General features: G+C 72.7%; 12 protein-coding genes and 1 pseudogene. 7 read left to right on the forward strand and 6 right to left on the reverse strand.

Annotated elements, in window-relative coordinates; genetic code table 11:
• Positions 1-61 precede the first annotated feature (61 nt).
• From ACIRPH_RS15385 to truB, 3 genes and pseudogenes are all read left to right on the forward strand, one after another.
• Complete coding sequence (locus ACIRPH_RS15385) at positions 62-358, forward strand: DUF503 domain-containing protein (RefSeq protein ID WP_402914393.1); 297 nt, start codon at positions 62-64, stop codon at positions 356-358.
• 2 nt (positions 359-360) lie between these two features.
• Positions 361-804 (forward strand): 30S ribosome-binding factor RbfA, encoded by a 444-nt coding sequence (gene rbfA, locus ACIRPH_RS15390; protein ID WP_267948446.1) that lies wholly within the window; start codon positions 361-363, stop codon positions 802-804.
• A 100-nt stretch (positions 805-904) separates the two neighbouring features.
• Positions 905-1,780 (forward strand): annotated as a pseudogene (truB, locus tag ACIRPH_RS15395) (tRNA pseudouridine(55) synthase TruB); the annotation flags it as partial.
• Between the two features lie 14 nt (positions 1,781-1,794).
• On the opposite strand, the gene ACIRPH_RS15400 reads toward truB, so the two are convergent.
• On the reverse strand, positions 1,795-2,643 hold the full coding sequence (locus ACIRPH_RS15400) for an alpha/beta fold hydrolase (RefSeq protein WP_402914396.1): 849 nt from the start codon (positions 2,641-2,643) through the stop codon (positions 1,795-1,797).
• 305 nt (positions 2,644-2,948) lie between these two features.
• On the opposite strand from ACIRPH_RS15400, the gene ACIRPH_RS15405 reads away from it, so the two are divergent.
• The 4 genes from ACIRPH_RS15405 (at position 2,949) to ACIRPH_RS15420 (ending at position 8,500) form a co-directional block, all read left to right on the forward strand.
• Positions 2,949-3,896 (forward strand): bifunctional riboflavin kinase/FAD synthetase, encoded by a 948-nt coding sequence (locus ACIRPH_RS15405; protein WP_402914398.1) that lies wholly within the window; start codon positions 2,949-2,951, stop codon positions 3,894-3,896.
• Between the two features lie 265 nt (positions 3,897-4,161).
• Positions 4,162-4,431, forward strand: a complete 270-nt coding sequence (gene rpsO / locus ACIRPH_RS15410) for a 30S ribosomal protein S15 (RefSeq protein WP_267948452.1) — start codon at positions 4,162-4,164, stop codon at positions 4,429-4,431.
• A 305-nt stretch (positions 4,432-4,736) separates the two neighbouring features.
• Positions 4,737-7,046, forward strand: coding sequence for a polyribonucleotide nucleotidyltransferase (locus ACIRPH_RS15415; RefSeq protein WP_402914402.1), 2,310 nt, complete (start codon positions 4,737-4,739; stop codon positions 7,044-7,046).
• A gap of 119 nt (positions 7,047-7,165) precedes the next feature.
• Entirely contained in the window at positions 7,166-8,500 is a 1,335-nt protein-coding gene (locus tag ACIRPH_RS15420; RefSeq protein ID WP_402914405.1) for a M16 family metallopeptidase, read from the forward strand.
• A 46-nt stretch (positions 8,501-8,546) separates the two neighbouring features.
• Here the strand turns inward: ACIRPH_RS15420 and ACIRPH_RS15425 are convergent, their stop codons facing one another.
• The 5 genes from ACIRPH_RS15425 to ACIRPH_RS15445 form a co-directional block, all read right to left on the reverse strand.
• Positions 8,547-9,776, reverse strand: a complete 1,230-nt coding sequence (locus ACIRPH_RS15425; RefSeq protein ID WP_402914407.1) for a Dyp-type peroxidase — start codon at positions 9,774-9,776, stop codon at positions 8,547-8,549.
• Positions 9,776-10,330: a copper chaperone PCu(A)C gene (locus ACIRPH_RS15430; RefSeq protein WP_402914410.1), complete on the reverse strand. Its 555-nt coding sequence runs from the start codon at positions 10,328-10,330 to the stop codon at positions 9,776-9,778. The genes ACIRPH_RS15425 and ACIRPH_RS15430 overlap by 1 nt, the downstream gene beginning before the upstream one ends.
• A 250-nt stretch (positions 10,331-10,580) precedes the next feature.
• Positions 10,581-11,054, reverse strand: coding sequence for an Hsp20/alpha crystallin family protein (locus ACIRPH_RS15435; RefSeq protein ID WP_402914412.1), 474 nt, complete (start codon positions 11,052-11,054; stop codon positions 10,581-10,583).
• 33 nt (positions 11,055-11,087) lie between these two features.
• Positions 11,088-12,644, reverse strand: a complete 1,557-nt coding sequence (locus ACIRPH_RS15440; RefSeq protein WP_402914415.1) for a BCCT family transporter — start codon at positions 12,642-12,644, stop codon at positions 11,088-11,090.
• 271 nt (positions 12,645-12,915) lie between these two features.
• Entirely contained in the window at positions 12,916-13,431 is a 516-nt protein-coding gene (locus ACIRPH_RS15445; RefSeq protein ID WP_402914417.1) for a MarR family winged helix-turn-helix transcriptional regulator, read from the reverse strand.
• Positions 13,432-13,560: the final 129 nt, after the last annotated feature.

Raw genomic sequence — 13,560 nt, forward strand, 5'->3', positions numbered from 1 at the left:
GGGGCCCCGGCCGTGTGGCCGGGGTCCCACGCTCTTTCCCCACAACACCACAGGTGATCATTTGTACGTCGGGTCGCTGACCCTGGACGTCCTTCTCGGTGACGTCCACTCGCTCAAACAGAAGCGCTCGCTGGTCCGACCGGTGATCGCCGAGCTGCGCCGCAAGTTCTCCGTCTCGGTCTCCGAGGTCGGGGACCAGGACCTGTACCGACGGGCCAAGGTCGGCGTGGCGGTGGTCGCGCCGACGGCGGCGCACGCCCGTGACCTGATGGACACCTGCGAGCGTTTCGTCGCGGGACGTCCCGAACTGGAGCTGCTCTCCGCCAGGCAGCGGCTCTTCAACGAAGAGGAAGACTGACGATGGTTGACGCCGCACGCGCGCGGAAGATCGCCGACCGCATCCAGCGCATCGTCGCCGAGATGCTGGACCGGAGGATCAAGGACCCGCGCCTGGGATTCGTCACCGTGACCGACGCGCGCATCACCGCCGACCTGCGGGACGCCACGGTGTACTACACGGTGTTCGGCAGCCCGGAGGAGAAGGCCGCCTCCGCCGCCGCTCTGGAGAGCGCCAAGGGCGTCATCCGCAGCGAGGTGGGGCGCCAGACCGGCATCCGGCACACGCCGAGCCTGGCCTTCGTCATCGACGAGGTCCAGGAGAACGCCCAGCACATCGAGGAACTGCTGGTCAAGGCGCGCCAGTCCGACGCCGAGGTGGCCGAGAAGGCGACCGGCGCCAAGCACGCGGGAGAGGCCGACCCGTACAAGGCCCCCCGCGAGGACGACGAGGACGAGGACGAGTAGCCTCCCTCCCCGTTCCAGCACCACCACCGGCGGGGGGGGGGGGGCGCCGCCGCCCCCCCCCCCCCCCCCCCCAGCGCCGCGGGGAGCCCAGGGCGCGGGCGGCGTCGTCGTCGTCGACAAGCCCGCCGACTGGACCTCGCACGACGTGGTCGCCAAGACGCGCGGGCTGGCACGCACGCGCCGGGTCGGCCACGCGGGCACCCTCGACCCGATGGCCACGGGGGTCCTCGTGCTGGGGATCGAGAAGGGCACCAAGCTCCTCGGCCACCTGACGCTGACCGAGAAGGAGTACGCGGCGACCATCCGGCTGGGCCTGGTGACCAACACCGACGACGCGGAGGGGGAGCCGGGCGCCCGGGTCGACGCCTCGCAGGTCGGGGACGAGGCCGTGCACGCGGCGGCCGCCCGGCTGACCGGCGAGATCCAGCAGGTCCCGCCGCAGGTCAGCGCGATCAAGGTGGACGGCAAGCGCGCCTACAAGTCGGCGCGTGAGGGCAAGGAGGTCGTGCTCCGGCCCCGCGCGGTCACCGTGGCGCGGTTCGAGGTCACCGCCGTCCGCAGGGTGGAGGACGCCGACGGCGTCTTCGTGGACGTGGACGCCGCCGTCACGTGCTCCAGCGGCACCTACATCCGCGCACTCGCCCGGGACATGGGCGGGGACCTGGGCGTGGGAGGCCACCTGACCGCGCTGCGCCGTACGCGGGTGGGGCCCTACGACCTGTCCCAGGCCCGCACGCTCGACCAGCTGGCCGCGGAGTTCACGCAGGTGCCGCTGGCCCGCGCGGTCGCGGCGGCCTTCCCGGTGCGCATGCTCACCGACGACGAGACCCGCCTGGTCCGGAACGGGAACCGGATCGAACCGAGCTCGCTCGGCCCCGGGCCGGTCGGCATGTTCGCCCCCGACGGCCGGGTGATCGCGCTGGGGGAGAACCGCAGGGACCACATGAAGCCCCTGGTGGTGTTCGAGCCGGCCTGACCCGCCCGCGCGCCTCAGGACACGCCGAGGAAGTCCGCGAGGGCGGCGGTCAGCTCCGCCGGGCGCTCGACGGACGGAAGGCTCCCGGTCTCCGGCATCTCCAGCAGGCGTGCCCCGGGGATCCCCTCGGCGTACAGGTCGGCGACCTCCCGGACGGGGCCGGGCTCCGACAGGCCCTTCACCACCAGCGCGGGCGCGGCGATCTCGCCGAGCCGCCCCTTGGACGGCCTGTCGGGCCGGCGGGCCGTGGGGACGGGCCCGGACCACCGGCGGGCGAACAGCTCCCGCAGCATCAGGAGGGACATGTCCCACGCCTCGGGCGCCATGTCCTCGGGGTCCCGACCGGGGCCCAGCACCAGGAAGCGGGCCTGGGCCTGGGCCATCGCGGCGACGTCCGCGGGGTCGGGCTCCGCGCGCCCGGCGCCGTACACCTCCAGGCGCTCGTGCGGGACGGCGGCCAGGACCATCTTCCGCGACTCGCGGACGAACACCTCGGGCCACTCGTGCCCCGACAGGCCCGGACACACCAGGGTCAGGGACTCGACCCGCTCGGGTGCGGCCAGCGCGGCGTCGGCGCAGTGGGCGCCGCCGCAGCAGGCGCCCACGAGGGTCGCGCGCCCGATGCCGAGCCCGTCCATGAGGGCGAGCAGGTCCTCGTGGTGGGCGACGGGCCCCTCGTGGTCGGCCGAACCGCCGTGGCCCCGCCAGTCGTACCTGACCACCCGGTGGGTCCGCGAGAGGGCGGCGAACTGGTGGTCCCACATGCGTCGGTCACCGACCCCGGCGTGCACGAACACGATCGCCGGCCCGGAGCCGGCCTCGTCGTACGCGAGCCGGGTGTCTCCCGTGTCGATCATCGCCATCCGGGCACGTTAGGCGGTGGCGGAGGCGTGTGCCAACCCCGGTCCGCCGCCGGCGGGACGGCGCCCCGCGCGGACGCGCCTCGCACGGGCCCCCACGTCCGCCGGGGCAGGGCCGGCGCGTACCACCGCACGGGTGGTCGCCGAGGCGGGCGGCGCCTCCGTGGGGAGGCGTGTGCCGGGCCACACACCCGGTCTGTCGGTGCCGGTGCGCCCGGCGTGGCACCCTTGGTTCCTGAAAGCCCCGCGGCCCCCGGCGGCGGGGCCCGGCGCGGAGCCATGAGGAACGACGAGCAGGGGAGCCGGACGTGCGGCGATGGGACGGGCTGGAGGGCATCCCCTCCGGGCAGGGGCGCTCCGTGGTGGCGGTCGGCGTGTTCGACGGGGTGCACCGGGGCCACCGGGCCATCCTGGAGGCCGCCGTCGGGCGCGGCCGCGAACTCGGGCTCCCGGTCGTCGTGGTCACCTTCGACCCGCACCCCCGGGCCGTGCTGACGGGGACCGCCCCGCCGGTGCTGACCCCGCTGGAGCGGAGGGTGGAGCTGCTCGGGGAGTACGGCGCCGACGCCGTGTGCGTCCTGGGGTTCACCAAGGACCTGTCCTCGCTCGCCCCCGAGGAGTTCGTGCGCCGGGTGCTGGTCGACCGGCTGCACGCCGCGGCCGTGGTCGTGGGGGAGGACTTCCGGTTCGGGCACCGCGCCGCGGGCGACGTCGCCGCGCTGACCGCTCTCGGGGCCGGGTTCGGCTTCGCCGCGTACGGGGTCGCCCTCGTCGCGGACGGCGAGGCGATCACCTCGACGCGGGTGCGCGCACTGCTCGCCGAGGGGGCCGTGGCCGAGGCGGCCGGGCTGCTCGGCCGCCCGCACCGGGTCGAGGGGGAGATCGTCCACGGGGCGGCGCGCGGACGCGAGCTGCTGGGGTTCCCCACCGCCAACATGGACCTGCTGCCCGGCACCGCGGTCCCCGGGGACGGCGTCTACGCGGGCTGGCTGAGCCGTGTCACGCCGGTGGCCGGCCACGAGACGCGCTGGCCGGCCGCGATCTCCGTGGGCACCAACCCCACGTTCGACGGCGCGGAGCGGACCGTGGAGTCCTACGCCCTGGACCGCGACGACCTGGAGCTGTACGGGGTCCGGATGACCGTGGACTTCACCGCGCGCATCCGCGGCCAGGAGCGCTTCGACAGCATCGAGGAGCTCATCGTGGCCATGCGCCGGGACGTGGACCGGTGCCGCGAGGTCCTCGGCGCGGCCTGACCGGGGAGCGGGGAGACGGGGCGCACCCGCGGGACAGCCCCGTCACCTCGTGGTCTGCGGTAGGGTGGGGTCCGTCCACGTGTGCCTCGCGGACGGTCACGATCCGGTGAACCGACCCGTGGGGAGCGCGGTGCGCCCACGCCGTCGGCGGAGGGCCGCGCGCACCACACGCGACGGTGACTGTTCGCACGCGCGGTCACCGCGTCTGATCCCCGTCACGTATCGGGATCTGCCCTGCGTGCCGACTTTCCAACGAAGGAGCGACGTGTCGATCGACACCGCCACCAAAGAGAAGATCATCGCCGAGTACGCCACCACCGAGGGCGACACCGGTTCCCCCGAGGTCCAGGTCGCGCTGCTCACGCACCGCATCACCGAGCTGACCGAGCACCTCAAGGACCACAAGCACGACCACCACAGCCGTCGTGGCCTGCTCCTGATGGTCGGTCGCCGCCGCCGCCTCCTCAAGTACATCGCCAAGCAGGACATCACCCGCTACCGCTCGCTCATCGAGCGTCTGGGCCTGCGCCGCTAGGTGTGAACGGCGGGAGTGGCTTCGGCCGCTCCCGCTTTGTTAGTAAGGTGTGACGCGACGGCGGTCACAGACCGCCGCCCGCCTAATTTCACAGAGATCACCCGCGCCCCTCCCTCGGCACCAGAGTCGAGGCCGGTCCTCGGTAGTGGTCCCCGGACAGCGCCTCCCAGGCGTGCCGTGGGCTTCGATCGATGACCGGCCGTCATCAACTCCGGGGCACGGACGCGGGAAACGAACGACGAAGCGCCCGGGGCACGCCCGTGCCCGGCGCGACGAACGCGAACACGTGTAGTAGGAGGTCGCCCATGGAGGGCGTTTACTCGGCCGAAGCCGTCATCGACAACGGCAAGTTCGGCTCCCGTACCATCCGCTTCGAGACCGGTCGCCTGGCCCGCCAGGCCGCCGGATCGGCGACGGTCTACCTGGACGACGAGACCGTCGTCCTGTCGGCCACCACCGCCTCGAAGCGTCCCAAGGAGAACCTCGACTTCTTCCCCCTCACGGTGGACGTCGAGGAGCGCATGTACGCCGCGGGCCGCATCCCCGGCTCGTTCTTCCGGCGCGAGGGACGTCCCTCCGAGGACGCCATCCTCACCTGCCGCCTGATCGACCGGCCGCTGCGCCCGTCGTTCCGCAAGGGCCTGCGCAACGAGATCCAGATCGTCGAGACGATCCTGGCCCTGCACCCCGAGCACCTGTACGACGTCGTCGCCATCAACGCGGCCTCGATGTCCACGCAGATCTCCGGCATCCCCTTCTCGGGCCCGATCGGCGGCGTGCGCGTCGCCCTGATCGACGGCCAGTGGGTGGGCTTCCCGACCCACGCCGAGCTGGAGGGCGCCACCTTCGACATGGTGGTCGCCGGTCGCGTCCTGGAGGACGGCGACGTGGCGATCATGATGGTGGAGGCCGAGTCCACCACCCGGACGCTGAAGCTGGTCGCCGAGGGCGCGGTCGGCCCCAACGAGCAGTCCGTCTCCGAGGGCCTCGAGGCCGCCAAGCCCTTCATCAAGGTGCTGTGCAAGGCCCAGCAGGCCGTCGCCGACCAGGCGAGCCGCGAGGTCACCGAGTTCCCGATCTTCCTCGACTACGAGGACGACGCGTACGCGGCCGTCGAGGCCGCCGTCCGCGACGAGCTCTCCAAGGCGCTCACCATCGCGGACAAGCAGGACCGCGAGGCCGAGCTGGACCGCGTCAAGGCCATCGCCGGCGAGAAGCTGGCGGAGGACTTCGAGGGTCGCGAGAAGGAGGTCGGCGCCGCCTTCCGCTCGCTCAGCAAGCAGGTCATGCGCGAGCGCGTCCTGCGCGAGAAGGTCCGCATCGACGGCCGCGGCCCCAAGGACATTCGCGGGCTGAGCGCCGAGGTCGGCGTCCTTCCGCGGGTGCACGGCTCCGCCCTCTTCGAGCGCGGCGAGACCCAGATCCTGGGTGTCACCACGCTCAACATGCTGCGCATGGAGCAGACGGTTGACACGCTCAACCCGGACAAGACCAAGCGCTACATGCACAACTACAACTTCCCGCCCTACTCCACCGGTGAGACCGGCCGGGTGGGCTCGCCCAAGCGGCGCGAGATCGGGCACGGCGCCCTCGCCGAGCGCGCCCTGCTCCCAGTGCTGCCGGCGCGGGAGGAGTTCCCCTACGCCATCCGCCAGGTGTCCGAGGCCCTCGGGTCCAACGGCTCCACCTCGATGGGCTCGGTCTGCGCGTCCACCATGTCCCTGATGGCGGCCGGCGTGCCCCTCAAGGAGATGGTGTCCGGCATCGCCATGGGACTGATCAGCGAGGGCGACGAGTACGTCACCCTCACCGACATCCTGGGCGCCGAGGACGCCATGGGCGACATGGACTTCAAGGTCGCCGGCACCCGTGACCTCATCACGGCCCTGCAGCTGGACACCAAGCTCGACGGCATCCCCGCCGAGCAGCTGGCGCTCGCGCTCCAGCAGGCCCGCGGCGCCCGCCTGGCCATCCTCGACGTGATGCAGGAGGCGATCGAGCGTCCGGCCGAGATGAGCCCGAACGCTCCGCGCATCCTCACCGTCAAGGTCCCGGTGGACAAGATCGGAGAGGTCATCGGCCCGAAGGGCAAGATGATCAACTCGATCCAGGACGACACCGGCGCCGAGATCACGATCGAGGACGACGGCACCATCTACATCGGTGCCACCGACGGCCCGTCCGCCGAGGCCGCCCGGGACACGATCAACCAGATCGCGAACCCGACGATGCCCGAGGTGGGCGACCGGTACCTGGGTACCGTCGTCAAGACCACGACGTTCGGCGCGTTCGTGTCGCTGCTGCCCGGCAAGGACGGCCTGCTGCACATCTCGCAGATCCGCAAGCTGCACGGCGGCAAGCGGATCGAGAACCTCGACGACGTCATGGGCATCGGCGAGAAGATCCAGGTCGAGATCCGCGAGATCGACGACCGCGGCAAGCTCTCGCTCGTCCCGGTCGAGGTCGTCGAGGCCGAGGCCGCCTCCGCCGCCCCGGCGGCCGAGGTCGAGGCCGACACCGCCCCCGAGGGCGAGGACAACGGTGGCGACAAGGACGGGGACGCCCCCCGTCGCCGTCGCCGCCGCAGCTCGGGCGGGCGTTCCGAGAACACCTGATCCTGACTGACGCGTGTCGGGGGCGGTCGCACCACGGGTGCGGCCGCCCCCGGCGCGTATCCTCGGCTGGGCCCCCGGCGGCCCGGCCGCCGACGTTCCGACGCGAAGAAGAAGGATTCATGAGCTCTGTCCCCATCGCCGCCGAGCAGGATCCGGGCACGACCGTGACGCTGCTGGAGCCCGACGGCGGCTCCGGCCTGGTGCGCCGCACGGTCCTGCCCGGCGGCCTGCGCGTGGTCACCGAGAACATCCCGGGTGGCCGGTCCGCGGCGTTCGGGATCTCGGCCACCACCGGCTCCCGCGACGAGGACTCCGCGCACGCGGGGTCGGCGCACTTCCTGGAGCACCTGCTGTTCAAGGGGACGCGGACCCGGTCGGCGCTGGAGATCTCCGCGCTGCTGGACGGCGTGGGCGCCGACCACAACGCCTACACCACGAAGGAGCACACCTGCTACTACGCCAAGGTGCTGGACCGCGACCTCCCGCTGGCCATCGACGTCGTCGGTGACATGGTCGCGAACTCGGTGCTGGACGAGGGGGAGGTGGAGACGGAGCGGGGCGTGATCCTGGAGGAGATCGCCATGTACGAGGACGAGCCCGCCGACCTGGTGGACGACGTCTTCGCGGCGCACTTCTACGGGGACACCCCGCTGGGCCGCCCGATCCTGGGCACCACCGACACCATCCGCGCCCTGCCCCGGGACCGGATCGCCGAGCAGTACCGGGACGTGTACGTGCCCGGGGAGCTGATCGTGACGGCGGCCGGGAGCCTGGACCACGACCAGGTGGTGGAGCAGGTCCGGGCGATGTTCGCCGACCAGCTGGCCGCGGCGGGCGACGCCCGCCCCGCCCGCCCGCGTGCGGGGGCCGGCCCGGTCGCCACGAACGGCGGCACCGTGGTGCAGCCGCGCGACACCGAGCAGGCGCACATCATCCTGGGCTCGGAGGGCATCACCCGCACCGACCCGCGCTGGCACGCGCTGCGGCTGCTCAGCGCCGCCCTGGGCGGCGGCATGTCCTCCCGCCTGTTCCAGGAGGTGCGGGAGAAGCGCGGCCTGGCGTACTCGGTGCACGCGTACCAGACGGGCTACGCCGACACCGGCATGTTCCAGGTCTACGCGGGCTGCCTGCCGGAGAAGGCCGACGAGGTCATCGGCGTGTGCCGCGACGAACTGGAGAAGGTGGCGGCCTCGGGGATCACCGCCGAGGAGCTGACCCGGGCCAAGGGCCAGATCCAGGGCTCCCTGGTCCTGGGCAGCGAGGGCACCAACGCGCGGATGGGGCGGCTGCTCTCGCACGAGCTCAACAAGCCGCGCCACTACTCGATCGACGAGGACCTGGCGCTGTTCGACGCGGTGTCCGGCGCGGACGTGGCCGAGGTGGCGGCCGAGCTGCTGTCGCGGCCGCGGGCCCTCGCCGTGATCGGCCCGTACGAGGCGGACCGGGTCTTCTAGGGCGCGCCCCGTCCCCCGTCCTCGGACGGGGGACGGGGGCCACCGGTCAGCCCTCCAGCAGGGTCTGCCCCACGTATCCCCCCTCCTCGCAGCCGGGCGGGACGGCGAACACGGCCGAGCCCACGGCGGTCACCCACTCGTTGAGCAGGTCGAGTTCGTCCAGGCTCCGCTGGATGGGCACGAACTGGCGCACGGGATCGGCCTGGAACGCCGCGAACAGCAGACCGGCCTCCTCGCCGCCCGTCCCGCGCATGTCGTAGTTGTAGGCGCGGCGGAAGATCCGCTCCTCGGGGTCGCCGGTGACCGCCCTGCGCACGTGGGCGAACGCCGGGACGACCGTCAGCCCGGTGGCGTCGACGGCCGCCAGGTCCACCTCGTCGTGCTCGGCCGCACCCGTCAGGGGCGCGCCGCTGTCCAGCCGGCGGCCGATGACGGCCTCGCGGGCCGGCCGGTCCAGTTCGTCCCACGTGTCCAGGTGGGTGGCGATACGCCGGATCACCAGCCCCGTGCCGCCCTCCAGCCACGCCGGTCCGCCGCCGCCCCACACCAGGTGCTCGAAGTCGGCCGTCCCCGGCTCGGGGTTGACGGTGCCGTCGACCTGGCCCATCAGGTTGCGCATGGTCGTGCCGTCGGGCTGGGACCCGTGGGCCCGGCGGAACCCGCTCTGGGTCCACCGGTGCCGGGTGAAGGCCCGCGCGTCCTTGAGGAGCATCCGTACCGCGTGCGAAACCGTGAGGGGGTCGTCGGCGCACACCTGCACCAGCAGGTCCGCCTCGCCCCACGCCTCGTCGAGCCGGTCGTGGCCGAACTCCGGCAGCGGTCCCAGCCAGTCCGGCACGGCGCCGGGGTCCACGCGTTCGACCAGGCCCCGTCCGAACCCGAACGTGGTGGTGAGCCGGGCCGGGACCTCGGCCAGCTCGGGCTCGGTGTCGGCCAGGGCGGGCTCCCCCCGGGCCAGGCGGGCGGCGTCGTCGCCGAGCAGCCGCATGAGCCGCCGGACCCCCTCCGCGTCGACCTCCGGTCCCAGGTCCAGCGCCACGAACGTGCCGTGGGCCTGGGGCGGGGTCTCCACCCCCGCCTGGTGGGGACCGTGGAAGGGCACGGTCCTGGATCCGTGGAGCGGCGGGGCCGCGGCCGGGTCGGGGCCGCCCCCCGGCCGGCCGGCCCACGTGGCGGCCCCGGCCCCGGCGATCCCGGCCGCGCCGAGGCCCGCCGCCCCGCCCAGGATCAGGCGGCGGCGGCTCAGCGGGCCCGCGCCCGCGCCGCGCTCCGCCATCAGTGGCCCCCGTCCCCGTGGCCGCCGCCCTCGTACTCCTCGTTCGCCCCGGCGTACTCCTTCACGGGCGCGGTGAACTCGGCGGTGGAGCCGTCGGAGAACTCCACGGTCACGGTGGTCTCGTCACCCGGCTCCAGGTCGCGGGTGAGGTCCATGAGCATGATGTGGTCGGCGCCGGGCTCCAGGGGGAGAGCGCCCCCGGCGGGGACGACGAACCCGCCGTCCTTCTCGCGCATGGTGGAGTCCGCGCCCTCGGTGACGACCTCGTGCAGCTCGACGGTGTCGGCGGCGTCGTGGGAGGCGGAGACGATGGTGGCCTCCGCGTCCGAGCCGTTGGTGATCTCGCCGAAGACGGCGGTCATGCCGTCGTCGGCGGTGGCGGCCTTGACCCAGGGGTCGGTGACCCCGAAGGCGTCGGCGGCGGTGGCGGCGGCCGTGGAGGGGGCGTCCGCGTCGGCGGCGCCGGTGGCGTCGGGAGAGGCCGCGGGGCCTCCGCAGGCGGTCAGGGCGAGGACGAGGAGGGCGGTGGCGGCCCACGTACGTGTCGGGTTCACGGGTGTTCGCTCCAGGTTCCGGGCCGCGCTCCCGCGGCCGTCCACCCCTGGTGTCGGATCCGCGTGCCGTTCGGTTCCCGGCATCTGCGCGTTCCCCGCCGCCGGGACCCGCCGGGCGGGGCCGTCGACCGGCGGGCCGCCTCCCGGGGGGCGGCCCGCGCGGCCCTGCCCCGCCGCGGCCGCCCGGGCCCGGCCGGCGGAGCCGCGGGAGCCCGCCAGGCCGGGCCCGGAACGAGCCGTGGAAGCCGCCTCAGGACCGCTTCGGCGCCCTCTTGCGCACCGTGATGCGCTTGGGGCCCCGGGCGTTGGCCCCGCCGCGCACCGTGATCTCCAGCAGTCCCTCGGCGTAGGAGGCCTCGATGTCCTCCTCCTTGACGCCCTCCGGCAGGCTGACCCTCCGGCGGAACGTGCCCATGAAGCGCTCGGACGTGTAGTAGACGACGTCGTCCTCGTCGCGGTGGCGCTCCCCGCTGATGCTGAGGATGCCGTCGTTGAAGCTGACCGACACGTCCTCCTCGTGCACCCCGGCGATCTCGCACCGGAGCACGAGGTCGCTCCCCCGGGCCAGGATGTCGGTCGGGGGGCTCCACGCGTCCGAGTAGCCGCGCTCCTTGTCGCCCGCCTGGCCGCTCTCCAGCGAGGACATGCTGTCGGAGATCCGGTTCATCTCGCTGATCATGTCCACCACGCCGTGGAACGGGTTGTTGAACCTTCGGGGAGCCACAGAGGCCTCCTCTCTTCGCTTGCGGTGAGGGGGTCAGTCGGGGCGGGAGGGGCTCTGGGAGCCCCGGTCCTCCGCCCGGGACCGTTTCGGCGCCCCCGGTTTCGGTTCGGAGGCCAGTCCCTTGAGCAGACCCCAGACCATGAACAGCAGGATGACCGCGAAGGGCAGGCCCGTCACGACCGAGGCCGCCTGGAGCGCGGACAGCGCGTTGGTGCCCCCCAGGACCAGCAGGATCAGCGTGACCGCGCCCTCGCTGATGGCCCAGAAGGCGCGCTGGGCCTTGACCGGGTGCAGGTCGCCGCCGCTGGTGAGGGTGTCCACGACCAGCGAGCCGGAGTCGGACGAGGTGATGAAGAAGACCGCCACCACGAGGATCAGGAGGACGGAGACGATCAGTCCGACGACCTCTCCCAGGGGCAGCAGGTCCATCAGGCGGAAGGCCCGGTCCTCCTCCGCGAGCCCGTTGAGCCCGCCGTCGCCGAACAGCTCGTAGTAGAGCCCGGACCCGCCGAACACGCCGAACCACAGGATGGACACGATGACGGGGGCGAACAGCGCGCCCAGGACGAACTCGCGGATGGTGCGCCCGTAGGAGATGCGCGCGAGGAAGATGCCGACGAAGGGGGCCCAGGAGATCCACCACCCCCAGTAGAAGATGGGCCAGGTCGTCGTCCAGGACGCCGCCTGCTCGTCCACGAGGGGGCTGGGGAAGGCCAGGCTCCAGGGGACGAGGTTGCCGAGGTACTCCCCGGCCCCGGTGGTCGTGATGCTGATGATCCACAGCTTCGGCCCGAACAGGAAGACGATCACGAGCAGCGCGAACGCGAGCCACAGGTTGATGACGGAGAGCCGGCGGATCCCCTTGTCGATGCCGGAGAGCACGCTCAGCAGGGCGATGGCCGTGATCACGACGATGATCACCGACTGGACCAGGGCGTTCGAGGGGATGCCGAAGACGTGGTTGAGGCCGCCGTTGATCTGGAGGGTGCCCAGGCCCAGGGAGGTGGCCAGGCCGAAGATCGTGCCGAAGACGGCCAGGATGTCGACGACGTTGCCGGGCCAGCCGAAGGCCCGGTCCCCCAGCAGCGGGTACAGGGCGGACGCGGGGCGCAGCGGCAGGCCCTTGCGGAAGGCGAAGTAGCCCAGGGAGAGGCCGAGGGCGATGTAGATCGCCCACGGGTGGAAGCTCCAGTGGAAGTAGCTCAGCGCGAGGGCCTCGCCCGCCGCCTCGGGGGGCGGGGGCTCCCCCTCCGGGGTGACGAACTCCGCGTCACGGGGCGAGTGCAGGTGGTGGATCGGCTCGGAGACCCCCCAGAAGACCAGGCCGATGCCCATGCCGGTGGTGAAGAGCATGGCGAACCACGCCAGGGTGTTGAACTCGGGCCGGGAGTCGTCGGGGCCGAGCCGGACGGAGCCGAACCGGCTCAGCATGAGGACGATCGCCAGGACGAGGAAGAGCGACGTCGCGAGGACGTAGATCCAGCCGAGCTTCTCGCCGATCCAGTCGCGCGTGGCCGTCGCCGCCGACAGGAGGGGGTCGGTGGCCACGATGCCCGCGACGACGAAGGCGATGATGACGAGGCCGGACACACCGAAGACGGTGGGGTTGGTGTGTCGTCGGATGTACTGGCGTAGGGATGAGATGGGTGGCTCCTTCCCGGCCCCGGTGGGACGGGTGCGCCGTTGACTGGCCGGTCTCTGCAGCTCCTCCGGCCACTGACGTGTTTCCGTGGGATGGTAGGGGCGGAGCGCACCGGCGCAAAGGAACCGCGTGAACACGGAGTGTTGGTGTTTTGAGCGTCATCGCGCATGGTGAGGTGATATGTCGCCTCATGTCATTTTGCGGCGCTCGGGGCAGCGGCTACCCGCGGCCCTCGGTGAGGTCGTCCAGGGTGGTGCCCACGCGGTCCAGCCAGCCCGTGATCACGGTCAGCTCCTCCAGCGTGTAGTCGGCGTGCAGGGCGGTCATCGCGGCGCGCATGCCGGGGGCGGTGGAGCCGGCCAGGCGCTCGGCCCCGGCGGTCAGCCGGACGGCGACCTTGCGCCGGTCCTGCGGATGGCGGGTGCGCTCCACGAGCCCGTGCGCCTCCAGCCGGTCGACGACCCCGGTCACCGAGCCGGTGGACAGGCAGAGGCTCTCGGCGATCTCGCCGGGGGTCATGGAACCGCTGACCCGCAGCAGCGTGTAGCACTGGAAGTCCGTGGGGTTCATGCCCGAGTTGTCCGCCATGCGGTGCAGCAGGCGGATCAGCCGCACGGCGAGTCGCTGCCCGTCGCTCTGGAGGGAATCGTAGAGTTCACCTCGCGACCGGCTCTCGGCATCCCCCTCGCGGGCGCCCGGGAGCCCGTCGGAGTGTGCGGCCGGAACGGCGTCCATGGTCTCTCTCTCGCGCTGGCGTGATCGGTTCGTCCGATCTCCCCTGTGAGTCTACGGGGCGCGGTGCCGGGGCCCTCCCGGTCGGCGGCCGTGTTTCCGGGGACGGACATGGTTGGAACGCCGCACTCC

Source organism: Nocardiopsis sp. NPDC101807, assembly GCF_044766605.1.
Classification (GTDB): Bacteria; Actinomycetota; Actinomycetes; order Streptosporangiales; family Streptosporangiaceae; genus Nocardiopsis; species Nocardiopsis tropica.

Coding starts and splice junctions, on each gene's coding strand:
- ACIRPH_RS15445 (WP_402914417.1), bottom strand. CDS start 13,431: ATGGACGCCGTTCCGGCCGCACACTCCGACGGGCTCCCGGGCGCCCGC.
- ACIRPH_RS15425 (WP_402914407.1), bottom strand. CDS start 9,776: ATGGCGGAGCGCGGCGCGGGCGCGGGCCCGCTGAGCCGCCGCCGCCTG.
- ACIRPH_RS15400 (WP_402914396.1), bottom strand. CDS start 2,643: ATGGCGATGATCGACACGGGAGACACCCGGCTCGCGTACGACGAGGCC.
- ACIRPH_RS15415 (WP_402914402.1), top strand. CDS start 4,737: ATGGAGGGCGTTTACTCGGCCGAAGCCGTCATCGACAACGGCAAGTTC.
- rbfA (WP_267948446.1), top strand. CDS start 361: ATGGTTGACGCCGCACGCGCGCGGAAGATCGCCGACCGCATCCAGCGC.
- ACIRPH_RS15420 (WP_402914405.1), top strand. CDS start 7,166: ATGAGCTCTGTCCCCATCGCCGCCGAGCAGGATCCGGGCACGACCGTG.